General features: G+C 60.4%; 21 protein-coding genes. 10 read left to right on the plus strand and 11 right to left on the minus strand.

The window, feature by feature from the left end:
- The first annotated feature begins 72 nt into the window (after positions 1-72).
- Positions 73-3,060, plus strand: coding sequence for a M1 family metallopeptidase (locus I5L79_RS03925; protein WP_196953733.1), 2,988 nt, complete (start codon positions 73-75; stop codon positions 3,058-3,060).
- Positions 3,061-3,064: 4 nt separating this feature from the next.
- A complete protein-coding gene (locus I5L79_RS03930) occupies positions 3,065-3,640 on the plus strand; it encodes an inorganic diphosphatase (RefSeq protein WP_196953734.1) in 576 nt (191 codons plus the stop codon).
- 80 nt (positions 3,641-3,720) lie between these two features.
- Here the strand turns inward: I5L79_RS03930 and I5L79_RS03935 are convergent, their stop codons facing one another.
- A complete protein-coding gene (locus I5L79_RS03935; protein ID WP_196953735.1) occupies positions 3,721-4,428 on the minus strand; it encodes a nitrogenase component 1 family protein in 708 nt (235 codons plus the stop codon).
- A gap of 278 nt (positions 4,429-4,706) precedes the next feature.
- Here I5L79_RS03935 and I5L79_RS03940 point away from each other — a divergent pair, with 278 nt between their 5' ends.
- The 4 genes from I5L79_RS03940 to I5L79_RS03955 are packed head-to-tail and all read left to right on the plus strand — an operon-like array spanning position 4,707 to position 7,995.
- Positions 4,707-5,114, plus strand: a complete 408-nt coding sequence (locus tag I5L79_RS03940) for a 6-pyruvoyl trahydropterin synthase family protein (RefSeq protein ID WP_196953736.1) — start codon at positions 4,707-4,709, stop codon at positions 5,112-5,114.
- Positions 5,107-5,760, plus strand: coding sequence for a GTP cyclohydrolase I FolE (folE, locus tag I5L79_RS03945; protein WP_196953737.1), 654 nt, complete (start codon positions 5,107-5,109; stop codon positions 5,758-5,760). Before I5L79_RS03940 ends, folE begins: the two co-directional genes overlap by 8 nt.
- A 60-nt stretch (positions 5,761-5,820) precedes the next feature.
- Positions 5,821-6,759, plus strand: coding sequence for a TIGR01777 family oxidoreductase (locus I5L79_RS03950; protein WP_196953738.1), 939 nt, complete (start codon positions 5,821-5,823; stop codon positions 6,757-6,759).
- A gap of 39 nt (positions 6,760-6,798) precedes the next feature.
- Positions 6,799-7,995 (plus strand): hypothetical protein, encoded by a 1,197-nt coding sequence (locus tag I5L79_RS03955; protein ID WP_196953739.1) that lies wholly within the window; start codon positions 6,799-6,801, stop codon positions 7,993-7,995.
- On the opposite strand, the gene I5L79_RS03960 is transcribed toward I5L79_RS03955, so the two are convergent.
- The 8 genes from I5L79_RS03960 to I5L79_RS03995 form a co-directional block, all read right to left on the minus strand.
- A complete protein-coding gene (locus I5L79_RS03960) occupies positions 7,996-10,374 on the minus strand; it encodes a transglycosylase domain-containing protein (protein ID WP_231402759.1) in 2,379 nt (792 codons plus the stop codon). It lies immediately after the preceding gene.
- A 175-nt stretch (positions 10,375-10,549) separates the two neighbouring features.
- Entirely contained in the window at positions 10,550-10,885 is a 336-nt protein-coding gene (locus I5L79_RS03965; RefSeq protein ID WP_196953740.1) for a hypothetical protein, read from the minus strand.
- 33 nt (positions 10,886-10,918) lie between these two features.
- Entirely contained in the window at positions 10,919-11,158 is a 240-nt protein-coding gene (locus I5L79_RS03970) for a hypothetical protein (RefSeq protein ID WP_196953741.1), read from the minus strand.
- Between the two features lie 121 nt (positions 11,159-11,279).
- On the minus strand, positions 11,280-11,687 hold the full coding sequence (locus tag I5L79_RS03975; protein ID WP_196953742.1) for a hypothetical protein: 408 nt from the start codon (positions 11,685-11,687) through the stop codon (positions 11,280-11,282).
- Between the two features lie 13 nt (positions 11,688-11,700).
- Positions 11,701-11,940 (minus strand): hypothetical protein, encoded by a 240-nt coding sequence (locus I5L79_RS03980; RefSeq protein WP_196953743.1) that lies wholly within the window; start codon positions 11,938-11,940, stop codon positions 11,701-11,703.
- Between the two features lie 67 nt (positions 11,941-12,007).
- A complete protein-coding gene (locus I5L79_RS03985; RefSeq protein ID WP_196953744.1) occupies positions 12,008-13,615 on the minus strand; it encodes a DUF4153 domain-containing protein in 1,608 nt (535 codons plus the stop codon).
- Between the two features lie 67 nt (positions 13,616-13,682).
- Entirely contained in the window at positions 13,683-13,982 is a 300-nt protein-coding gene (locus I5L79_RS03990; RefSeq protein WP_196953745.1) for a winged helix-turn-helix domain-containing protein, read from the minus strand.
- A gap of 73 nt (positions 13,983-14,055) precedes the next feature.
- Entirely contained in the window at positions 14,056-14,694 is a 639-nt protein-coding gene (locus tag I5L79_RS03995) for a hypothetical protein (protein ID WP_231402761.1), read from the minus strand.
- Between the two features lie 261 nt (positions 14,695-14,955).
- Between I5L79_RS03995 and I5L79_RS04000 the strand changes: the two genes are divergently transcribed.
- The 3 genes from I5L79_RS04000 to I5L79_RS04010 all read left to right on the plus strand — a co-directional run bounded on the left by I5L79_RS04000 (position 14,956) and on the right by I5L79_RS04010 (position 17,366).
- Positions 14,956-15,750 (plus strand): class I SAM-dependent methyltransferase, encoded by a 795-nt coding sequence (locus I5L79_RS04000; RefSeq protein ID WP_196953746.1) that lies wholly within the window; start codon positions 14,956-14,958, stop codon positions 15,748-15,750.
- A 47-nt stretch (positions 15,751-15,797) separates the two neighbouring features.
- A complete protein-coding gene (locus tag I5L79_RS04005; RefSeq protein WP_196953747.1) occupies positions 15,798-16,673 on the plus strand; it encodes a UbiA family prenyltransferase in 876 nt (291 codons plus the stop codon).
- A gap of 66 nt (positions 16,674-16,739) precedes the next feature.
- Complete coding sequence (locus I5L79_RS04010) at positions 16,740-17,366, plus strand: hypothetical protein (protein WP_196953748.1); 627 nt, start codon at positions 16,740-16,742, stop codon at positions 17,364-17,366.
- A gap of 9 nt (positions 17,367-17,375) precedes the next feature.
- Here the strand turns inward: I5L79_RS04010 and I5L79_RS04015 are convergent, their stop codons facing one another.
- The gene (locus I5L79_RS04015) at positions 17,376-18,032 is read right to left on the minus strand and encodes a DsbA family protein (RefSeq protein ID WP_196953749.1); all 657 of its coding nucleotides are present in this window, start codon (positions 18,030-18,032) and stop codon (positions 17,376-17,378) included.
- A 249-nt stretch (positions 18,033-18,281) separates the two neighbouring features.
- On the opposite strand from I5L79_RS04015, the gene I5L79_RS04020 reads away from it, so the two are divergent.
- On the plus strand, positions 18,282-19,037 hold the full coding sequence (locus tag I5L79_RS04020; protein ID WP_196953750.1) for a hypothetical protein: 756 nt from the start codon (positions 18,282-18,284) through the stop codon (positions 19,035-19,037).
- Between the two features lie 73 nt (positions 19,038-19,110).
- On the opposite strand, the gene rho is transcribed toward I5L79_RS04020, so the two are convergent.
- On the minus strand, positions 19,111-21,198 hold the full coding sequence (rho, locus tag I5L79_RS04025) for a transcription termination factor Rho (protein ID WP_196953751.1): 2,088 nt from the start codon (positions 21,196-21,198) through the stop codon (positions 19,111-19,113).
- Positions 21,199-21,340: the final 142 nt, after the last annotated feature.

The raw sequence follows: 21,340 nt of genomic DNA on the forward strand, positions 1-21,340 counted from the left end.
CCCGCAAAGGTTGTCTGTCACATTTCCGGCGCATCCACGTACTTTCGTGCATCCCTTTCTTGGTATTCTGGTATGAAAAAATTTCTGGCAGGCTGCTGGCTGGCGCTTTTGCCCCTGGCAGCGGCTGCCCAAACGCCCACTACGCCGCCGGCCTCCTGGCAGCAGCAGGTAAACTACTCCATTGATGTGACGCTGGACGACGTGCGCCACGAGCTGACGGGCCGCGAGGAGCTGCGCTACACCAACAACTCACCCGAAACGCTACCGTTCATCTGGTTTCATCTGTGGCCCAACGCCTACCGCGACAATACCACGGCCTTCGCCAAACAGCAGTTGCGCAACAATGACCGAAAGTTTCAGTTTGCGCCTGCCGCCGACCGGGGCTTCATCGATCAGCTCGACTTCAAGGTAAACGGCGAAACGGCCCGGCTGGAATACGACCCACAAAACCCTGACGTGGCCAAGCTGGTACTGCCCCAGCCACTGGCGCCAGGCGCTACGGCTACCATCAGCACGCCTTTTCACGTGAAGCTGCCGGCCTCGTTTTCGCGCCTGGGCCATGTGGGTCAGTCGTACCAAATTACGCAGTGGTACCCCAAGCCCGCAGTGCTCGACCAGCGCGGCTGGCACCCCATGCCCTACCTGAATCAAGGGGAGTTCTACTCCGAGTTCGGTTCGTTTGACGTGCGTATTACCTTGCCGGCCAACTACGTGGTGGGTGCCACAGGTCAGCTGCAAAACCCCGAGGAGCAGCAGCGGATGGAACAGTTGGCCACGGCTGGGGCGGCCAAGAAAACCTCCGAAGACTTTGGCAACGACCTTTCCTTTCCGGCCTCGGCTCCGGAAACCAAAACGCTGCGCTACGTGCAGGACCAGGTGCACGACTTCGCCTGGTTTGCCGACAAGCGCTTCAACGTGCTCAAAAGCGGCGTCACGCTGCCCTCCGGCCGCCAGGTAACCTCCTGGGTGCTGTTCACTAACAAGCAAGCCAGCCGCTGGATTGAAGGCCTGCAGCACCTCAACGACGCCCTCACCTATTACTCCAAGTGGGTAGGTGAATACCCGTACGCCTCAGCCACGGCCGTAGATGGGGCCCTGAGTGCCGGCTCCGGCATGGAATACCCCATGGTAACCGTGACCGAGCCGAATGCTATATCCCACGAAGTAGGCCACAACTGGTTTTACGGCATTCTGGGCTCCAACGAGCGGGACTACCCGTGGCTGGACGAAGGCCTGAATTCCTACGTGGACAATCGGGTAGCGTTGATCAACAATTCGCCTGGCTCCCTGCAAACGGGCGTTATTACCCGCATCAAGCCATTGGCCTCCAGGTTCAACCTGGATGGGCTTTCAGCTTATGCGCTGGAGCAGGCCACGTACCAGAGCCAGGCTACCCGCGGCCTCGACCAGCCCGTGCACGGCGTTACCTCGGCCGATTATGGTTTGATTAACTACCCGTTTATTGTGTACAGCAAAACGGCGGCACTGTTCAACTACCTCGAAAATTACCTGGGGAAGGAGAAGTTTGATGCCGCCATGCACGCCTACTTCGAGCGGTGGAAGTTTCGCCACCCCTATCCCGAGGATTTGCAGGCGTCTTTCGAGGAAAGCACCGGGCAGAAGCTGGGCTGGTTTTTCCAGGATATGCTGGGTAAGCGTGTGCGCTACGATGCCACGATTGACGACGTGGAGGTTTCCGACACCGTGAAGGTGCTAGTGCGCAACGATTCGCCCGCCCCGTACGCCGTGCCGGTTTCTACACTCGATGCGCAGGGCAAGGTGCTGGAAACGCTTTGGTCGCCGGTGCTGGGCATCACGGAGGAAGACGAAGCCGCCCAGCTCAACTTCCGCCGCGAAGGCGTAAGTGCCGTGGTAGTGGATGCCAACTACGTGACGACCGAACTGAACCGCCGCGACGACCGGCTGAAAACCAGCGGCAGCTTCCGCCGTGTGGAGCCGTTCCGCCTGCAGGGCCTGTTTGCGCCGGTGCAGCGCTGGGACCGGGCTGTCGTCAACTTCACGCCGGTTATAGGGGCCAACACGTCCGATAAGTTTATGCTTGGGGCCGCGTTCTACAGCAGCCCGCTGGTGCTGCAGCGTCTGAGCTACGTGCTGATGCCCATGTACAGCTTTAATCAGAAAGAGTTGAATGGCATTGCTGATGTGAATGTGAACGTGCTGCCTGACAAATATGCCCGCAGCATTGTAACGGGCGTGCTGGTACAACGCTTCGAGCGTTACCGCAAAGTGGAGCCCAGCATCACCTTCAACTTTCCGTTCTCCGCCTACGACCGTCCCCAGCACAGCCTCAAGCTGGCTACCGCCTCCATCCGTCAGCAAGACCTCGACCAGACCAGCAGCATCCAGACGGTGGAGTACCACGTGCGCGGCGGCAATGCTCTGCAGAAGTGGACGGGCTACGTAGAGTTCAATCAACTCACGCCCAAGCCCGGTTTGGTTATCAGCCAGGCGGAGGCGCGCCTCTTGCGGGCGGCCGGCACGTATCAGCGGTTCTATAATGCCCGCAAAAGCGTATCGGTGCGACTATTCGGGGGGCGTTTCCTCTCGAACGTAGCCGCTACCGACCCCATGCAGTCGTACGTAATAGGTTTGAGCGGCAGCCCCGACTACCGCTACCAAACCGCTTTCCTCGACCGTCAGCAGATTTCGCCGGCTCTGGCCGCCCAGCGCCACCAGACCGACGACCGGGACGGCGCCTTCAAAGCCTACCTGCCGGTAACCAGCACCAAGTGGCTGAGTACGCTCAATCTGCAGGGCGACCTGCCCGTCACCAGCCTCAAGGTGTTTGCTGACTTTGGTGCTACCAGCCACAAAGTGCTACTGGAAGATGGCCGCCAGTGCCGCCTGTTCTATGACGCAGGGCTGATTGTGCCTATTATTCCGGGTGGCATCTTTCAGTTCTATGTGCCAGTGGCCGGCTCGCAGTACAGCAACGGGCTGCCCGGCAGCCGCAAAGACTTCACCGACAACCTGCGCTTCGTGTTTCGCCTCGACAAGCTAAATCCTTTCCGCCTTCTGGATGAGCAGCTGGCGCAATAACCGAGTGACCTCCGCGCTGCTGGCTTTGCTCCTGAGTGGGGCCAGCGGCTGCGGCACTGATTACGGCTCTCTGCCCACGTATTCGGCAGAGCGTCGGCTTCTGCAGATGGTAGTGGAAGTACCGGCCGGCACCAACCACCTGCAGGCCTACAACCCGGAAACCAGTAAGTTTGAGCCAGTGCAGCGGGCGGGCCTGGCGCAGGTGGTAGACTATCTGCCCTGCCCCGGCAACCAGGGCTTTATTCCCGGCACGCAGGCCGGCGAATCGGGCGCGCCACTACCGACGCTGGTGCTGGCCGAAACCCAGCCGCCGGGCACCGTGCTGGAAGTGCTGCCACTGAGCCTGCTCACGCTCGATGATGCCGGCCAGTTCCGCCAGATCGTCCTGACCGTGCCGGCGCGCCCCAGCCAGCAGATTCTGCCGGGCATCACCACCTGGCAGGCCTTGTTGGATAAGTATTCCGGCATCCGGACCACCATCGGGCAGTGGTACCAGCACCAGGGCCGCCCCGGCGAAATCCGCATTGTAAGCTGGAAAGATGAGCAGGCAGCGGAACAGGCTATCCGGCAGGCCCGGTAACTTGCGGGAAAATGTAATAAAAACGAAAAGCCCAGCTGGTGTACCAGCGGGGCTTTTTGCAGACAGAAGAAATAGCAGAACTACTCAATCTTGTTCATGCGCTCCTTCACAGCTTCGAGGGCCACGCGCATGTTCACAATGTCGGCGCGGGCAGCTTCCTGCTCTTTCAGGTTCATGTCGATCTGGTTGTTGTACTGCTGCAGCTCGGTGGCATTCTGCACCAGCTGCTGCTGAATTTCCAGCTTCTTGGCTTTGTTTTTCTCGATGTCCTTTTTGATGGCATCGGCCTTCTGAATTACCGTCATGTGGTTGTTCTGCGAGGCTACGAGGGCTTTTTCGGCTTCAGCCACCTGCAGGGCCAAGTCTTCGCGGTAGAGCATGCGGGCGAAATCCTTCAGGTAGTTTTCGCCGGCTTTCCACTGCACAGGGGTAGCATCCTTGCTCAGGTAAGCGTTGCCCAGGTCAATAGACCACCATACGGAGGTACCGGTAGGCGTTGCATCTACTTTGCTGATGATGCGGATAGGCGTTTTCGAAATAGCTTCTACCACCACGCCGTCCATGGTGTAGACGCCTTTATCGGCCTTCACTTTGCCGACTTTTTCGGTAATCCATTTCAGCCACGAGTCATCCACCCGCTTGCTGTCGAGCTGGATGGTTACGCGCTGGCCTTTGCGCGGAATGCCTTTGATGGCCATGTCTGTTTCATCCACGGGTGACTTCTGCGCGTAGCCAGTCACCGTCAAAACGAACATCAACAGCAGGGTTAGGAGTACGCCTGGTTTCATAGAAGTGAAAGTGGTTGAATGTTAAGAAAATGCAATAGGGTGGTGTGAGCCTCCAAAGGGAAGAAAAGCAACTCACCAAATTTAACTAGCTCAAACCCAAAAACCGTGCGCCGCTCGTCGTTTTTTTTCGAAGCAGCACGCTTTTGTTATATAATCACAATAGCATATTGCGTAAATACAACAGATCAAGCGTAAACTCATGGCTTTTGTGACAAACGTTACTCACTAGGCACTATTTGCACTAAACTTTTCGGCGGTAAAACAGTTTATTCGCCCATATGAGGGTAACTGTTTGCCGCAAAGAGCACTTCAACGCCGCCCACCGCCTGCACAACCCGGCGTGGTCGGCGGAAGAAAACGCCGACGTATTCGGCCCCTGCGCCAATGCCAACTACCACGGCCACAACTACGAACTGGTGGTACGGCTCACGGGCGGCATCAACCCCGATACGGGCTATGTGTACGATATGAAGCGGCTGAGCGCCCTCATCAAGCGCGAGATTCTGGATACCTTTGACCACCGAAACCTGAACCTGGACACCGAGGACTTTCGCCAACTCAACCCTACGGCTGAGAACATGGCCGTAGTTATCTGGCGCCGGCTGCGGCCTCACCTTGCGGCCGAGCTGGAGCTGTCGGTGACGCTCTACGAGACGGAGCGTAATTTTGTAGAATACCATGGATAACCCCGCGCCCGGCGCTGCCGATTTGCACCTCCCCGCCGACCTGCGCACTCCCCTGCGGCCGGATGCCTTTGCCTTGTCGGATGACGAGAAAATAGCGGGTATCGAGCCCCACTTTCGCGCCATTATGGAGCTGCTGGGCCTCGACCTCACCGATGACAGCCTGAGTGGTACGCCGCGCCGGGTGGCCAAAATGTACGTGCAGGAGTGGTTTCGGGGCCTGAACCCCGAGCACCAGCCGGCCATGAAGCTTTTTGAGAACCGCTACCAGTACCACAATATGCTGGTGGAGCGCGACATCACGCTGTTTTCCTGCTGCGAGCATCACTTCGTGCCTATTATCGGCAAAGCGCACGTGGCCTACCTGCCCGGAGAAAATGTGGTGGGACTGTCGAAGCTCAACCGCGTGGTACAGTACTACGCCCGGCGGCCCCAGGTGCAAGAGCGCCTCACCTGCCAGATTGCCGAAGAGCTGAAGCGCAGTCTGCATACCGAGGATGTGGCCGTGCTCATCGAGGCCGACCACCTGTGCGTGATGAGCCGCGGCGTGAACGACACGAGCAGCAGCACCATCACGGCGGAATACGGCGGCCGGTTTGCCCAGAGCGAGCAGTATCGCGCTGAGTTTCTGCGGCTGATAGGCCGGTAGCGGCGCGGTTGCCGTTTTTGGTTGTAGCTTGCGCGCCCAATTTTCCCACCCCGTTCGTTCATGGCAACCCACGCGCAGGAAGCGGCCCGTAAAGTACTGATTGCCGGCGGCACCGGCCTGATTGGCACCCGCCTCAGCGAAATGCTCATTGATGCCGGCTACGACGTAGCCCACGTGAGCCGCCAGTCGGGGCCCACGCACTACCGGCGTTTCCGCTGGGATTTGCGCGCCGGCACCATCGACGAGGCCGCCGTGCCCTATGCCGACTATATTATAAACCTGGCCGGCTCCAGCGTTTCGGAAGGCAAGTGGACGGAGGAGCGCAAGCGCGAAATCCTGGACAGCCGCCTGGGCGGCACCAACCTGCTGGTGCGGGAACTGCGCGAGCGGCAGCACCACGTGCGGGCCTTTCTGTCGGTGTCAGCCATTGGCATCTACGGCGACGCCGGCAACCGGCTGGTAACGGAAGAAACGCCCCCGGCCCCAGCCAAGGACTTTCTGGCCGATGTGTCGAGGCGCTGGGAAGCGGCGGCGCTGGCGGCTCAGGAGCAGGGCGTGCGCACCATCATTCCGCGGGTAGGCATTGTGCTGAGTACTGAGGGTGGCGCGCTGGTACCCCTGGCCCGCACCGTAAAGATGATGGCCGGCGCGCCCCTGGGCTCGGGCCGCCAGTATATGTCCTGGATTCATCTGGATGACTTGTGCCGCCTGCTGATGCAGATGCTGGAGCAGCCGCAGTGGCAGGGCATCTACAACGCCGTGGCACCCAACCCTGTCACTAACCAAACCTTCACCGAAACGCTGGCCGGGGTGCTGCACCGCCCGCTGGTGCTGCCCAAAGTGCCGGAGTTTGGCCTGAAGCTGATGATGGGCGAAATGAGCGAAATCGTGCTGGCCTCGCAGCGGGTAAGCGCCGAGAAAGTGCTGCGGGAAGGCTTCACGTTTGAATATCCGGAGCTGAAGCCGGCACTGGAGTCCTTCTACGGAGAGGAGCTGTAAGCCTAGCGGAAAATAATGCGGACACTCGCACGGTTTCTTTTGGGGTGTCTGCTTTTTTGCCTGGCTTATTTAAACTACCGGCTGCATTACCAGCCCAAACTGACGCACGTATCCGGTGGCCTCGTCAATGAGGACGTGCTCAATCAACTGCGGTTTTTGCAGGAGCGTATGCACAACGGCGCCCCGGCCGATATGCAGAAAGTGTACCCCGAAGGCTTCGTTTATCTACACGCGCTGTATGGCCTATCTTGCCTGGATCTGACGGCGCACCTTCCTCAGTCCAGCCCTGTGAAACAATGGGCACTAACCGAGGCGGCCTGGTCCATTGACGAAATTGACTCCCCTTCCGCACGGCTGATCTTTGATGAGGACTTGCCCTTGCCCTATGGCGCCTTTTATCAGGGGTGGCTGACCTACCTGGAAGGACGCTACCTAGCGGTACAGCCCCCAGCCCAGCGCCCGCCCGACGTGGTTGCCCGTTACCGAAGCCGCTGCGCGCTTATTGCCCAGGCCCTCCGGCAACATTCCAGCCCTTACCTGGAAACATACCGCGGCGCTGCTTGGCCCGCCGATGCGGTTGTATGTGTAGCAGCCCTGGCGGGGCACGACCGGCTGTTTGCGGCCCAATACCAACCGGAGTTGCGGCAATGGCTCTCAGCAGCCAACACCCATTTGGATTCTTTGGGTATGATTCCGCACGCGGCTGATGCCCAAACCGGGCACGTGCTGCAGGCCGCGCGGGGCTCTTCCCAAAGCCAACTGCTCAACTTTCTGATCGAAATTGATTCGGTATATGCCCGGCAGCACTTCAACCGCTACCGCCAGCATTTTCTGACTACCCGCCTTGGCCTACCGGGCATCCGCGAAGCCGCCAACGATACCGCAGATGTAGCTGACATCGACTCTGGCCCGGTTATCCTAGGTATTGGCGGGGCGGCATCCATTGTTGGCCGACGCACCATGCAGCGCTACGGCGACACCACTACAGCTGTAGGGCTCCGCAATAGTATTGAAGCATTCGGAATGCCATTTCAAATCCGCTGTCAGAAGCGGTACGTTTTCGGGCAGTTGCCTATTGCGGATGCTTTTATTGCCTGGAGCAATGCGCTGGAAAACAACCGAACGATTACGAATGGTACCAACTGGCGTCTCAACTTTCACCTGGCTTCGTCAGTGCTGGCCTTGGTACTCTACTGGATTATGCGCCGCTTGGGCTACCGACCCACAACTGTTTAATCAAAGGCTATCCGGCACGGCAATGGCGCCGCTGTTGATTTGCTCCAGCAGGTTGTCGGCCGCAATGGTGTCGATGGCTACGGCTTCGCGGCGGCGGCGCGGCTCCTCGGTGTAGCACACGTACTTCTTGTTGATTTTAACCGTGGGTTTCGGGAAAGGTCCCATGGTGATGTCCAGGTTTTTGTCCTGGTAGAGCTTCTCCATGTAGGTACCGAAGATGGGCAGGGCCATGCGGCCGCCTTCGCCCTGCTGGGTCCGGAAGAAGTGGATGCTGCGGTCTTCACCACCTACCCACACACCCGTCACCAGGTCCTTGGTCACGCCCATGTACCAGCCGTCGGAGTAGTTGGAGGTGGTCCCGGTTTTGCCGCCGATCTGGTTGTCTTTTTTCCACAGCTCGTACTCCCACAGGGCCTGCGAGGTACCGCCGGGCTCGTCCATACCGCCACGCAGCATGTAGAGCATCAGCCAGGCCGTTTCGGGCGAAATCACACGCTTTTGCTGGGGGTCAAACTGCTTGATGACGTTGCCGTTGCGGTCTTCGATGCGGGTAACAAACATAGGCTCCGTGCGGAAACCCTGGTTGACGAAGGTGCCGTAGGCATTCACCATCTCGTACACGCTCACGTCGCCGGCCGAGCCAAGGCCGATGCTGGGCACCGGCAGCAGCTTGCTCTTGATGCCCACTTTGTGCGCGTATTTGGCCACGTTGTCCCAGCCCACCAGCTCCGTGAGCTGAGCCGTTACGGAGTTCACGGAGCGGGCCATGGCGTGGCGTAGCGTCATGTTGATGCCGGTGTACTCGCGGGTTACGTTGTCGGGCTTCCACTCCATAGGCTTGCCGTCTTCCACGTAGTTGATGGTCACGCGCTGGTCCCGGATCCGGTCGCAGGGCGTGTAGCCGTTGTCGATGGCCGTGAGGTACACAAAGGGTTTGAAAGTGGAGCCTGCCTGGCGCTTGCCCTGCTTTACGTGGTCGTACTTGAAGAACTTGTAGTCGAGGCCGCCCACCCAGGCTTTCACCTGGCCGGTGAAGGGGTCCATCGTCATCATGCCGGCGTGCAGGAAGTGCTTGTAGTACGCCAGCGAGTCGAGCGGCGACATGACCAGCGTGGTATCCCCGTCGCCCTTCCAGGTGAATACCTTGATGGGGCGCTTACGGTGCAAAGCCGAGTCGAGCAGATCAGGGCGGCCGGGGTAGCGGGCGGCCAACTCCTTATACACATCGGTGCGCTTCATCTGGGTTTCGATGAAGTTCGGAATTTCCTTGCCGTCCTCATCCACCCAGGGGTTGGAGTCCCGATTGCGCCAGAAGTTGTCGAAGGAGCGCTGCAGCACTTTCATGCGCTTCTGCACGGCGTCTTCGGCGTGGGCCTGCATCCGCGAGTCGATGGTGAGGTACACCTTCAGCCCGTCGCGGTACAGGTCGTAACCGTTCTTCTTACACCAGTCATTCACGAACTGGCTTACAGCCCCGCGGAAGTAGGTTTCGGGGCCATCCACGTGCTTTTCTACCTGGTACTGCAGGGCAATGGGCCTGGCCTGAAGCAGCTGCACGCTGTCTTTGGATAGGTAGCCGGCTTGGCCCATGCGCGCCAGTACCAGGTTGCGGCGTCGCTTAGCGGCCTCGGGGTGAAAACGGGCGTTGTAGGCAGTAGGCGCATTCACGGCCCCGATGAGCATAGCGGCCTGCTCGGGCCGCAGCTGGGCGGGCGTGGTGCTGAAGAAGGTTTTGGCGGCCACCTTCACCCCGTAGGACTGGGAGCCGTAATCGACGGTATTGAGGTAGAGGCGCAGGATTTCCTCCTTGGTGTAGCGGCGCTCCAGCTCCACGGCCGTGAGCCACTCCTTGGTTTTACTGATGATAGTGCCCACCACCGGCACGTGGCCCAGCAGGCCCACGTTTTCACCACGCCGAATCTGGTACAGGTTCTTGGCCAGCTGCTGGGTGATGGTGGAACCGCCGCCGCCGTTGTTGCCCGTTACCACGCCCGATACGGCCCGGGCAATGGCCTTGGGGTCGATGCCGGCATGCTCGTAGTAGCGTACATCCTCGGTAGCTACCAGCGCTTTCACCAGCCAGGGCGACATGTCCTGTAAGGGCACGGGGGCGCGGTTTTCGCGGAAGTAACGACCAATCATCACCCCGTCGGAAGTAAACACCTCGGAGGGCTGCTCTACCTTGGGATTTTCCAGCTCTTCCAGGCTCGGCGACTTACCAAACAAGAAAAGGAAGTTGATACTGACCAGGATGGGGTACAGCAGGAACACGCCTAGGCCCACCACAAAAAAGCCCCAGATGAAGCGCGTCAGAACATTGGGCCAGCGCCGGCGCGGGCCGGCAGGAATGGTGGATTTCGACGAGTCAGGTGCGGGCATGCAAAGCAGATTAGGCGGCAGCCACGCCAGCTGGCGGCTACGGGAAACGCAAATATACCATTTGGGCCCAGCCAAGCGGTACACCTGGCGGGCAAATTCACGGCCCCGCCTCAGGCCCAGGTTTCAGTCCTCTTCGCAGGTCTTTTTGGAGGTGAAGCTTCCGGGTGTCTTTCTCCTACCCCCACCACACCCACACGGCGCAGCCCAGTACTACCAGTAACACGGCCAGCCCGCTAAAAGCCAGCACCACCGCATAGCCCAGCCACCGCCAGCCTCGGTGGGAAATACTGGCCGCCAGTCGCCAAAGCCACCAGAAGCCCAGCAAAGGCAGCAGCAAGAGGCAGAGCTGCACCACAAAGCGCGAGAGGGGCAGCGCCGCCGGCGTATAGGGCCACAACTCCTGCTGCCACCCGATGCTCCCAATGGCCAGCACCAGCACAACCAGCACCCACCAGAGCGCAACGGGTGCCAGGCGCAAGGCCCGGCCAGCAGCTTCCGGTAGATGAATCATAGCAGGGAGTGAAGAAAAAACGAAAATGACTCGCTAAACCTGCGCTGCCCAGGCCGCCCCGGCCGGCGACCATAAGATGAACAGCCCGAAGAGCAACCCTAGCAACAGCAGCAGCAAAGCTCCCACGCCGGGCACCACGGTCGTTAGCAGACGGTAGCGGTGGTCGGGCTGGGCGGCGGTGCTTTCCTGCCAGGAAAGAAGCATAGCCAGCGCGGTTATATCGCCAATGGCTACCAACAGGGCCAGCAGGGAAAGAAACAGTTGCAGAAGCATGATCGAGCGGTGGAAAGTACGAGGGCGCAACGATGAGCACAATGCCGCGCCGCGCAGGGGCCATACATACTTAAAAACCTGGAAAACAGATTGCCCTGCTCCCATTCCATTTGCTATCAGCTTAGAAGCTCAGTTCGCCGGCCACGCAGTAGAGCATAAAGCCCAGCAGCATAAACAGCAGCCAGCCGCAGAGCATCACCACATGAAACAGCAGGCACAGCAGCAGCACAAACCGGTACTTGCGCCGCACGGCCGGCCGGATGCGGGGCAGGGCCTGCAACACGGGCTTGGTAGCCTGCCGAAATACGACCCAGTTTGCCAGCGGTGGCAGCAGCGCCCAAGCCCACTCGCTATGCACCAGCCGCACGAGCTGATGGTGGGCCAGCGGCCATAGGTCCGGCAGCATCCACCACACCCACAGCACGGCGCACACGGCCAGCAACACGCTCAGCGCCTCGCCCGCCGCCGGCAGCGCCGGCGGCCGCGGCTGGTAGCCGGACTGCAACGCCCGTTCCTCTACAATTTCCATATTGAACAACAGGTTAAAGGTCAGCCAGAATCGTGGCGCCCTCCGGCGACCAAAGCACCATCAGCGAAAACAGCAGCCCCAACAGCAAAAGCAGCAGCACGGTGCTGAGGGGCATCACGCCCGCCAGCAGGCGCCGACGACGGGTTCCGGGGTCGGGGGCGCGTTGCTGCCAGGTGAGCAGGCCAGCCAGGGCCACAATGTCGCCGGCGCACATGAGCAGGCCGCCAAGCGTGAGCGAGAATTGGAGGAGCATAACCGTGAGCTTTTCAGGATGAGTGTGAGGTAATCCGGGGACTTTGCAGGAAGGCTGCCGGCCGCGGTTACAGCGCCTGGTAAGCCACCCAGTCGGCCCAGGTGTAGCTCGGCCAGTGCCGCTTCTTTTGCTGGCGCTTGAACTGCCCTATGCGCTGTTGCAGGGTGGCGCGGGCTTCCACAGCGCTGAGACGACTGTAGCTGCCGTCGTAGAGCTGGTGCTTGAGTTTGTGCTGTTCCAGCTCTGCTGCGTGGGCCTGAAGCGTGGGCAGCACCCGATCGGGCATATCCAGCAGGAAGCCATAGTCCACGCTGATGAGCTGGGGACGCAGATTGTAGCGGGCTATCCACACTTCCCAGTTACCGGCCGCCAGCAAAAGCAGCACCACGTAGGCCGCCAGGCTGTTGAGGCGCACCAGCGCGAAAGTTGAGCGGCGCTGCCAGATTTTCAGGAGCATAGTGCCCAGCCCAAACAGCACCAGCAGCAGGAAGAAGCACACGCCCAGGCGCTTGTAGGCCAGCCCGGTGTACAGGATATAATAGTAGTTGCGCAGCCCTACCGAAACGGCCAGCACCACGTTCTGCAGCACCCACACCGTGGCCAGCCCGCGGAGCACCGGTAAACCCGGCTCATAGAAGTTGAGGTTACGGCGGAAAAACCACAGCAGAATCCCCATAGCCACCAGAATGCTGAAGATGAGCACGTAGGTACCTTCGTGCACAAACTGGGTAAGGTCAAAACCCGGCTCCCGCTCGAAGCCAAACCAGATCCAGTTGACGTCCACGCTGTTTACTACCAGCAGCAGCACGTTCACCAGCCCCAGCAAGCCTACAGCCACCAGGTATTCCTTGCGCAGGTCGAGGCTGCGCTGCTCCCGCCGCCGGAAGTCGGGCTGGCGCACGGCAAACGAGGCCACCCTATTCCGCTGCCGCTGCACAAACTCCGCGAAGCGCGACTCCCGGTCGGCGAAGTAGTGCACCGGTACGATGAGCAGCGCGGCAGCCGTGAGAGCCAGGCCCAGCAAGAAAAACAGCACGTGTGCGAAGGAGAAGTGCCAGAACAGGGATTCCACCCAATGAGCCACCACTTCTAATACTCGGTCTGCCAACGCCTCGTACTGCGGATTGGCTACCACGAACAGCACGTGAAACAGGAACAGCACCATGAGAGGCACCAGCAGCAGTCGGGCGTAAAACCAGCTTCGCCGCACCTTTTCCCCTACGTTGGCCGGCAGGCGTAGCAGCGTAGGCAGCGCCACTAACACCTGCCCGGCGTTGGCCAGGGCCGTAAGCAACGCATTGCTCAGCAGCCGCAGGTGGGGCTGATTCAGGTAGCCCAGCCAGCAGGCCAACGAGGCCACGCAGGCCAGCACAGCCGCGCCTGAGCCGTACCAGGCCACCAGCCCCGCACTTAGCAAAGTACCCGCCAGCAGCAGCCAAGTGTAGCCGGAGCGCCACTGCGGAGCATACCGGGGCAGGCCAGCTATAGTGGCAACCACCACTGCCACCGTGTACAGCAGCATGTTCAGTCCGGCGCGCTCGTGCCAGAACAGCAGGTCAAACAGCACCGCTCCTACCGGCAAGGCCAGCTTTTGCAGAGCGGTGAGCACCAGTGCCGGGCGCAACGGGCCGGCCGCGGCCTTGTTGGGAATAGCGTAAGCAGGCGTAGGGTACATGGGCAAAAAGTGGAATGGTTGGTTATCTAAAAGAACTTTGTATTACAAAGTAAACAGACAAAAAAATTTAGCTTCCGCTCCGCAGCAATTTTTCCAGTGCCGTCAGGTGCTCCTGGAATGCCTTTTTTCCTTCCGCGGAGGCAGCATAGGTGGTATTGGGCTTCTTGCCAATGAACTGCTTGCTGACGGCCACGTACCCCGCTTTTTCCAGGGCCGCTACGTGGCTGGCTAGGTTGCCATCCGTGAGGTCCAGCGCCTCCTTCAGCTCATTGAAGCTCACCACGTCGTTGGCCAGCAGCACGGCCATCACGCCCAGCCGCACGCGGTGGTCGAAAGCTTTATTGAGCGTGTGAATGACGTGTTTCAAGGTAGAATTTCGCGACCAGCAGGCCGTAGGTACACAGGTAGAAAGCAGTGAGAAAGAAGCGGAGCCGGCAGTGCTACCGCTCGTAGCGGTTGTACATCAGCAGGCCATAGCCGATGTGGCCCAGCCCAAAACCCAGCGCAAAGATCAACAATCCGGCGCCGGGCAGCAAAAGTGCCCCCAAGCCCAGCCCGATTTGAGTGAGGCCCAGCCAGCGGATTTCCTCCAGTGTGTACTTGCTGGCGTTGAGCAGCGCCAGCCCGTAGAACACCAGCATGCCCGGTATTACCAGGCCCACGGCGCCGTCGCGGTATAGGGCCAGGCAAAATAACCCGCCCGCAACCAGCGGAATAGCCAGGCTCAGGGCCAGCCGCCGCCCCAGTGCCCCCCAGATCTGCTGGCCCGCCTGCCGGGCCCGGCGCACCGTGAAAAAAACGGCCACGGCCAGCGCTGCCGCGATGATGCCCCCAGCCAGCAGCACCAGAAACGGCAGCACCCGCCACCGCTCGGCCGGGCTGCTGTCGAGCAAGTGCAGAAAGCCGGCGTCGCCGTACTGCCCGCGCAGATACCAATGGCCCAGGCCCGCCCCTGCCAGCGCCACTACCCCTGCCCCTACCCCGGAAAGGCCGCTCAGGGAAATAAAGCGGGAGGAGCGCTCCATAATGGCGCGTATCTCGGTGAGCTGGGCTAGCGGATCGACGGCAGGCTTCATCATATACAAAAAGAACTTTGCGTCACAAAGCAAGTAAAATTCTTCTTACTGCCCAAATAACGGCAACTCTTTCTTTGGAATGCGCGGGAAATTTTTCGGCTGTTGGTTTGCTCAGCCTGCGGTAGCAGTATAACCGGACACCCAAAATTCGTCAGCAGGGCTGGCTCACGGGTTTTTACCGCAACGCTTGCTTCGGCATGCGTATACTGGCGCTGTTGGAGGAGGCCGCTCCAGGACTCTCCTTTCTTTTTCAGTGCGGCTCTTATGCGTATTCGTCTGCAGTTGTTTGAGTTTGAAGACCAGCCCTGGTTTCCGGCAGCGGTGCGGGCCGGTATGATGGACTACCTGCGCTTCATGATTACGCGGCTGCACACCTACCGCCCCATTGTGCCGCTGCTGGCCGAAGGCATGCGCCGCACCGGCCAGACGCAGGTGCTGGAGCTGTGCGCCGGGGCAGGCGGCGGGGCCGAGGATGTACTGCAGGCACTGCGCACCGGCCCCCTGCCTACGGCCCGCATCCAACTCACCGACTTATACCCGCAGCTGGCGGCCTGGCAGCATCTGCACGCCCATACACAGGGTGCTATTGGCTTTGAGGCGGTGCCGGTGGATGCGCTGCAGGTAGCGCCGGAGCTACCGGGGTTTCGGGCAGTATTTTCGGCTTTTCACCACTTCTCTCCCCCGGCGGCCGAAGCGCTACTGCGAGATGCCGTGCAGGCCGGCCGGGGCATTGGCGTATTTGAGGGGGCCGGCAAGCATTGGTTGGAAGTGCTGCTGGCTCTTACGGTGCTGCCGGTGGCGCAGCTGTGCATCACACCCTTCATTCGGCCATTCAGTTTCAGCCGCTTATTTTTCACGTACGTGCTGCCGCTTATTCCGCTGTGCACCATCTGGGACGGTTGCGTTTCGTTGCTGCGCCTGTACCCGCCGGATGCGTTGTTGGCGCTGGCCCGCCGCGCCGATCCAACCGGTATGTACCACTGGCAGGCCGGCAAAGTGCGTCACCGCTGGGGGCCGCAGGTGACTTACCTCGTGGGGTGGCCGCAGTCTGAGGCGTAAGCTTTAGCTTGCAGCGGCACTCTGCCCAAAGGTTTTCCCGGTTTACCATGTCTGTTGCTGCCTACCGCCGCGCACTGCCGCTGCTGCGCATTCCGTTTTCAGTGTATCTGATGCCCGTGTACTGGTTTGGGCTGAGTGCGCTGCGGGAGCCGTTCAGCTGGTGGCGGGCCCTGGCCGTATTTGTGGTGCTGCACGTGCTGGTGTACCCGGCATCCAACGGCTACAACTCCTACTACGACCGGGACGAAGGCAGCATTGGCGGGCTTAAACAGCCGCCGAAAGTCACGCCGGAGCTGCTGCACCTGGTGTGGCTGTTCGATGCGCTGGCGCTGGTGGGGGCGCTGTGGCTGCGGTGGGAGTTTGGCGCGCTGGTGCTGGTGTACCTGCTGGTGTCGAAAGCCTATAGCTACGAGGGCATCCGACTGAAAAAGTACCCGCTGCTGAGCACAGTGGTCGTTATTGTCTTTCAGGGCGCTTTCACCTTTCTGATGACGCAGGTAGGTGTGGGTGCCGGGCCGGCCGTGCTGTTTGAGAAAACAAACTGCCTGCTGGCACTGGTGAGCAGCATTTTTCTGTGCGGATCCTACCCGCTTACCCAGGTGTATCAGCACGCGGAAGATGCTCGGCGCGGCGACCTGACGCTGAGCTTACGGCTGGGCATCCGGGGCACGTTTGTGTTTGCGGGACTAAGCCTGCTGCTGGGGGCCGGGCTGCTGGCGGCTGTGTACTGGTGGCGCCATGAGGTGCGGCATCTACTGCTGTTTCTGCTGGCTACCGGCCCGGTGCTGTTGCTGTTCAGCCGGTGGGCGTTGGCCGTGTGGCAAACTCCCGCCGCCGCCGATTACGAGCACACCATGCGCATGAACCAGGTTTCCTCAGTGTGCATGAGCGCGGCCTTCCTGGCTATCCTGCTGTGGCCCTGAGCACGGGCTGAAGCCAACAACCTCCACCATTGGCGCGTACGTAGGAACTACACTAATCTGTACTTTATGATGCGCGCTACTCTCCTTTTGGCTCCCCTGCTGCTGACGGCGGCCTGCTCATCCCCTTCCCCTACTTCTGAGCAAACGTCTGCCACACCTTCTACGGCGGCTACCTCCCCCGCCGAGCCGATGGATACCACGCGGGCGCTCAGCATTGATGCGCAGGCTGATACGCTCAAGGTGGTACGGCGGCGCCATGAATTTTCCACGCCCGGCCAGCCCGATTTGTTCATGCTTGCCCTGCGCGGTACCGACGTAACCACCGGAGAGGCCACTTTCACCATTACCTCCGCAACGGGCATCGTTATCTTCCGCGAAGTGCTACAGGCCGCCGACCTCGAAGCTTCCCTGGTGTATAGCATGACCGGCCCTACGGCTTCCAAACAGGAGCGTGAGGCCTTCATTCGCAAGCGCATGGACGCCTTTTTCGAGGATAAGCAGTTCAGCAAACCAGCCGTGGCAGCCTCCGGTCAGGCGCCGGCCGATGCCACTGATAAAGCCGCTTGGCAAGACCTGCAGAAGCGCCCTGATGCCCTGCGGTTCACGTACCTCGTGGGCAAAGAAGAGCAGCGCCGCATAGCCTGGTCGCCGTTGCGCAAGCAGGTAATCCGGCTCTCCAGCACAGGGGGCTAAACAATTCTCCTACTCGGAAGCCTGGGCTAAAGCCTGTTCTACACCATTCAGCAGCGTGGCATAGGGCTGATAGCCCCGGGCCAGCACGTAGCCCTGGGAGCCGATGCGCAGAATGCACATTGGGAAGCCCTGCACACCGATGCGTGCCACGGCCTCAAACTCCTGCTGCACGGCCTGCTTGCTGGCCGGCAGCTCCCAGCGGGAAACAAACTCCAGCCACGACACCCCCAGCTTTTCCACGAGCGGCCGATACGTCGTCACCTCATTCAGATCCTGCCCTTCTGCAAACCAAGCGTGCTGCACCGCGTGAGCGAAGTTGACGGCCTGCTCCCGCTCGTCGAGCTGCCGGAAAACGGCCAGGGCCCGGCTGGGCGGCTCCGAGTCCTGCACCTGCTCGCCAGCCTCACCCACTGCCTGAAAGGCCAAGCCAAAGGTGGCCCCCGTCACCTGAGTAATCTGCTGCATGGCCTGGCTGATAAACGGCCTCATCTCCCCTATCGGGCCGGCTTCGGCGCCGGTAATCATGCCGCCGCTCAGGATGGTCACGTGCAGGCGGCCCGCCAGATGTTGCTGCAGCTGCTGCACTACGGGCGTCATGCCGTAGCACCAGCCGCACAGCGGATCAAACAGGTACAATAGTTCAGGAAGGTCGGCAGGAGCTGGCATAAAGGCAGGAGGTAGAAAGTAGTGTACCCGCAAACTTCCGGATTGTTTCTTTTTATCGGCATTCTGACTTATCGGGTAGCGCCGATACATTTTGCAGAAAGGCAGGCAACAGATAAATTCTATTTTCAACAGAACTGGTTGCTGGCTCTATATTGTTCTGCGGGCGCTATACCTTTGTAGTAGCAACCTTTGTAGTAGCAACCGCCAGGACCCGATAGGTTGTGTTTTGACCAATAACCCTCTGATTGTATGACGCAAGCCGTTTTATCCTCCTCCGCCACCACGCGCAAATCCCGTAAGAAGCTCTGGGCTATTATGGCGGCTATTATTGTCGTTGGTCTGGGCGTTATTTTGTACTACAACGTCAGCAAAGACGTAACACAGGAGGACGCTGAATACATCAAGCTGTACACGGCCGGCATTCCCGCCAAGCCCGCCGCCGATATGTCTTACGATGAGCAGATTCAGGCGCTGGAAGCTACGCAGCGAGCAGTGCTGCAGCAGGCTCGGGTGGGCGAAGGCATTCCGCACGGCGTACCCCGTGAGCCCAAGAACCTGTATGAGGCGCGGCAGGGCCTGTGCTACGACCGTAGCCGGGTGCTGGAAAAAATCTTTATGAGTATGGGCTTCAATACCCGACATATTGCGCTCTACGCCGATATGCCCGATATGAACAAGCTGCAGGAGCTTACCAAAGCCCAGATTCCCAGCCACGCTACCCTGGAGGTTGAAACCAAGAAAGGCTGGATGGTCGTCGATTCCAACAACCTGTGGCTGGCCCTGGACAAGAACAAGGACCCTTATTCGCTGGAAAAAATGGAAGCTACGTATGCGGCAAACCAGCCTATCACCTGGCTACAGACGACGCCCAGCGGCTACGAGAAGTTCTACAACCAGCCCTGCACGTACTTCTACGGCCTGTACTCGCGCCACGGCGGCTTCTACCCGCCCTACACCCCCGGCATCCCCGACTACAATCTGCAGGAGCTGCTCTACAACATATAGCGTAGCCGAACCCCAAATAGAAAAGGCCCCTGATTCTAGAAATCAGGGGCCTTTTCTGTGAATAAGCGCTTTCCTAGCCGTTCATCGAAATCAGGAACTCTTCGTTGTCGCGGGTGCCCTTCATGCGGTCTTTCAGGAACTCCATAGCCTCGGAGGCCGTCATGTCCGACATAAACTTGCGCAGCACCCAGATGCGGTTCAGCTCGTCCTTGCTCATGAGCAGGTCTTCGCGGCGGGTACCGGAGGCCGGCACGTCGATGGCCGGGAAGATGCGCTTGTTGGCCAGCTTGCGGTCAAGCTGCAGCTCCATGTTGCCGGTGCCTTTGAATTCCTCGAAGATAACTTCGTCCATCTTGGAACCGGTGTCAATCAGGGCCGTGGCAATGATGGTTAGCGAGCCGCCATCTTCCACGTTGCGGGCCGCGCCGAAGAAGCGCTTGGGCTTGTGCAGGGCGTTGGCATCCACCCCGCCCGAGAGGATCTTACCCGAAGCCGGCTGCACCGTGTTGTAGGCGCGGGCCAGGCGGGTAATTGAGTCCAGCAGAATCACCACGTCATGGCCGCACTCCACCAGGCGCTTGGCTTTGTCCAGCGCAATGCTGGCAATCTTCACGTGGCGGTCGGCGGTTTCGTCGAAGGTGGAGCTGAGTACTTCGGCTTTCACCGAGCGGGCCATATCCGTTACTTCTTCCGGGCGCTCATCAATCAGCAGGATCATCAGGTATACCTCGGGGTGGTTTTCGCTGATGGCGTTGGCAATTTCCTGCAGCAGCACCGTCTTGCCCGTTTTGGGCTGGGCCACAATCAGACCGCGCTGGCCTTTCCCGATGGGGGCAAACAAGTCCAGAATGCGGGTACTCATCTGGGTGGGCTTGGTGGAGAGCTTGAGGCGCTCTTCGGCAAACAGCGGCGTGAGGCTGCTAAAGGGTACCCGGTCGCGGGCTTCCTCAATGGAGCGGCCGTTAATGGTTTCCACGTTTACCAGCGCGTAGTATTTTTCGCCTTCCCGGGGTGGCCGAATCGTGCATTTTACCGTGTCGCCCGCCTTCAGGTTGAACTGCTTGATCTGCTGGGGCGCCACGTAAATATCGTCGGGAGAAGTGAGGTAGTTGTAGAACGGGCTGCGCAGAAAGCCGTAGCCTCCATCGGGCATCAGCTCCAGTGTGCCTTCACCCGGGATAACAATGTCCAATTCCTGGCGGGTACGCTGCGGGGCAGCGGCATCGGGGGCAGCCGTACGCTGCTGACGCTCTTCGCGCCGCTCCTCCCGGCGCTGCTGGTCGCGGGCAAACCGCTCTTCCCGGCGCTGGTCCCGGTCGCGGGGCAGGCGGGCCGGGTCACGCTGCTCAGCTCGCTCACCCCGCTCGCGCGGAGCGTCGCGGCTGAATTCGCGGGTTTCGCGACCATCCCGCAAAGCTTCCGGGCGGGGAGCTTCGGCAGTACGCGGGGCTTCGGCGGGGCGGGGAGCTTCCGGGCTGGCACCCTCGGTACGAACGGGCGCGGGGCGCGACTCACGCGTGCGGTCGGGGCGGTATTCGCGCACCTCGCGCCCGTCGCGGGCCGGAATGAAGATGATGGGAGCGGGAGGCGTCACCGGAGACGGAGTAGCCGGAGCCTCCACCGCAACGGCAACTGGCCGGGCTACCACCTCGGCGGCCACTTTCGGTGCGGGCGCCTCCGGGGCAGAAGCATCAGCTGTTTCAGGGGCAGTTGCCGCCGGCTGCTCGTCCACCAGTGCGCCTGCAGCTTCCGATTCCAGAACTGCTGCGCGGCCATTGCTGCGGCCGGCGGCGGGCTTATCGGCGCGGGTGCGGCGCTCGGGGCGCTGGTATACTTTAATGGGGCGCTCGGGGCCATCTGCCGCTACGGCTTCCGCAGGAGCGGTTTCGGGCGCGGCGGCTGGAGCTGGCGCCGGTTGTTCGGAAGTTGGCACGGCAGCTACGGCAGCCGGAGCCGGGGCCGCTACGGGCGCCGCCGGGGCTTTGCGGCCGGGAGCTTTTTTCTGGGGCAGTTGCTCGGCAGGGGTAATGGCCTGCTGATCGAGAATCTTATAAATCAGATCCTGCTTACTGAGTTTTTTAAAGTTGCCTACCTGCAGCTGCTCAGCTACTTCTTTCAATTCTGAAAGTAGGCGGTCCTTTAACTCGTCAATAGTGTACATACAAAGAAGGAAGGGGGAAACGCGCGGGGCTAAGCCGCTGACAGCGTAAGGCAGACTTACCAGGCACCACATGCCACACCAGCGGGGGCGCAGCTCAGCAGAAAGTCGATGCGAAAAACGGACTCGTAACGGGAGGGTGCTG

Origin of the sequence: Hymenobacter guriensis (assembly GCF_015773195.1) — a bacterium.
Taxonomy (GTDB): Bacteria; Bacteroidota; Bacteroidia; order Cytophagales; family Hymenobacteraceae; genus Hymenobacter; species Hymenobacter guriensis.

What these genes read in the sequence shown, in the direction of transcription:
- I5L79_RS03925 (WP_196953733.1), top strand. Translation starts at nt 73, where the DNA reads ATGAAAAAATTTCTGGCAGGCTGCTGGCTGGCGCTTTTGCCCCTGGCA.
- I5L79_RS03935 (WP_196953735.1), bottom strand. Translation starts at nt 4,428, where the DNA reads ATGAAACCAGGCGTACTCCTAACCCTGCTGTTGATGTTCGTTTTGACG.
- I5L79_RS03940 (WP_196953736.1), top strand. Translation starts at nt 4,707, where the DNA reads ATGAGGGTAACTGTTTGCCGCAAAGAGCACTTCAACGCCGCCCACCGC.
- folE (WP_196953737.1), top strand. Translation starts at nt 5,107, where the DNA reads ATGGATAACCCCGCGCCCGGCGCTGCCGATTTGCACCTCCCCGCCGAC.
- I5L79_RS03950 (WP_196953738.1), top strand. Translation starts at nt 5,821, where the DNA reads ATGGCAACCCACGCGCAGGAAGCGGCCCGTAAAGTACTGATTGCCGGC.
- I5L79_RS03960 (WP_231402759.1), bottom strand. Translation starts at nt 10,374, where the DNA reads ATGCCCGCACCTGACTCGTCGAAATCCACCATTCCTGCCGGCCCGCGC.
- I5L79_RS03965 (WP_196953740.1), bottom strand. Translation starts at nt 10,885, where the DNA reads ATGATTCATCTACCGGAAGCTGCTGGCCGGGCCTTGCGCCTGGCACCC.
- I5L79_RS03970 (WP_196953741.1), bottom strand. Translation starts at nt 11,158, where the DNA reads ATGCTTCTGCAACTGTTTCTTTCCCTGCTGGCCCTGTTGGTAGCCATT.
- I5L79_RS03975 (WP_196953742.1), bottom strand. Translation starts at nt 11,687, where the DNA reads ATGGAAATTGTAGAGGAACGGGCGTTGCAGTCCGGCTACCAGCCGCGG.
- I5L79_RS03980 (WP_196953743.1), bottom strand. Translation starts at nt 11,940, where the DNA reads ATGCTCCTCCAATTCTCGCTCACGCTTGGCGGCCTGCTCATGTGCGCC.
- I5L79_RS03985 (WP_196953744.1), bottom strand. Translation starts at nt 13,615, where the DNA reads ATGTACCCTACGCCTGCTTACGCTATTCCCAACAAGGCCGCGGCCGGC.
- I5L79_RS03995 (WP_231402761.1), bottom strand. Translation starts at nt 14,694, where the DNA reads ATGATGAAGCCTGCCGTCGATCCGCTAGCCCAGCTCACCGAGATACGC.
- I5L79_RS04000 (WP_196953746.1), top strand. Translation starts at nt 14,956, where the DNA reads ATGCGTATTCGTCTGCAGTTGTTTGAGTTTGAAGACCAGCCCTGGTTT.
- I5L79_RS04005 (WP_196953747.1), top strand. Translation starts at nt 15,798, where the DNA reads ATGTCTGTTGCTGCCTACCGCCGCGCACTGCCGCTGCTGCGCATTCCG.
- I5L79_RS04010 (WP_196953748.1), top strand. Translation starts at nt 16,740, where the DNA reads ATGATGCGCGCTACTCTCCTTTTGGCTCCCCTGCTGCTGACGGCGGCC.
- I5L79_RS04015 (WP_196953749.1), bottom strand. Translation starts at nt 18,032, where the DNA reads ATGCCAGCTCCTGCCGACCTTCCTGAACTATTGTACCTGTTTGATCCG.
- I5L79_RS04020 (WP_196953750.1), top strand. Translation starts at nt 18,282, where the DNA reads ATGACGCAAGCCGTTTTATCCTCCTCCGCCACCACGCGCAAATCCCGT.
- rho (WP_196953751.1), bottom strand. Translation starts at nt 21,198, where the DNA reads ATGTACACTATTGACGAGTTAAAGGACCGCCTACTTTCAGAATTGAAA.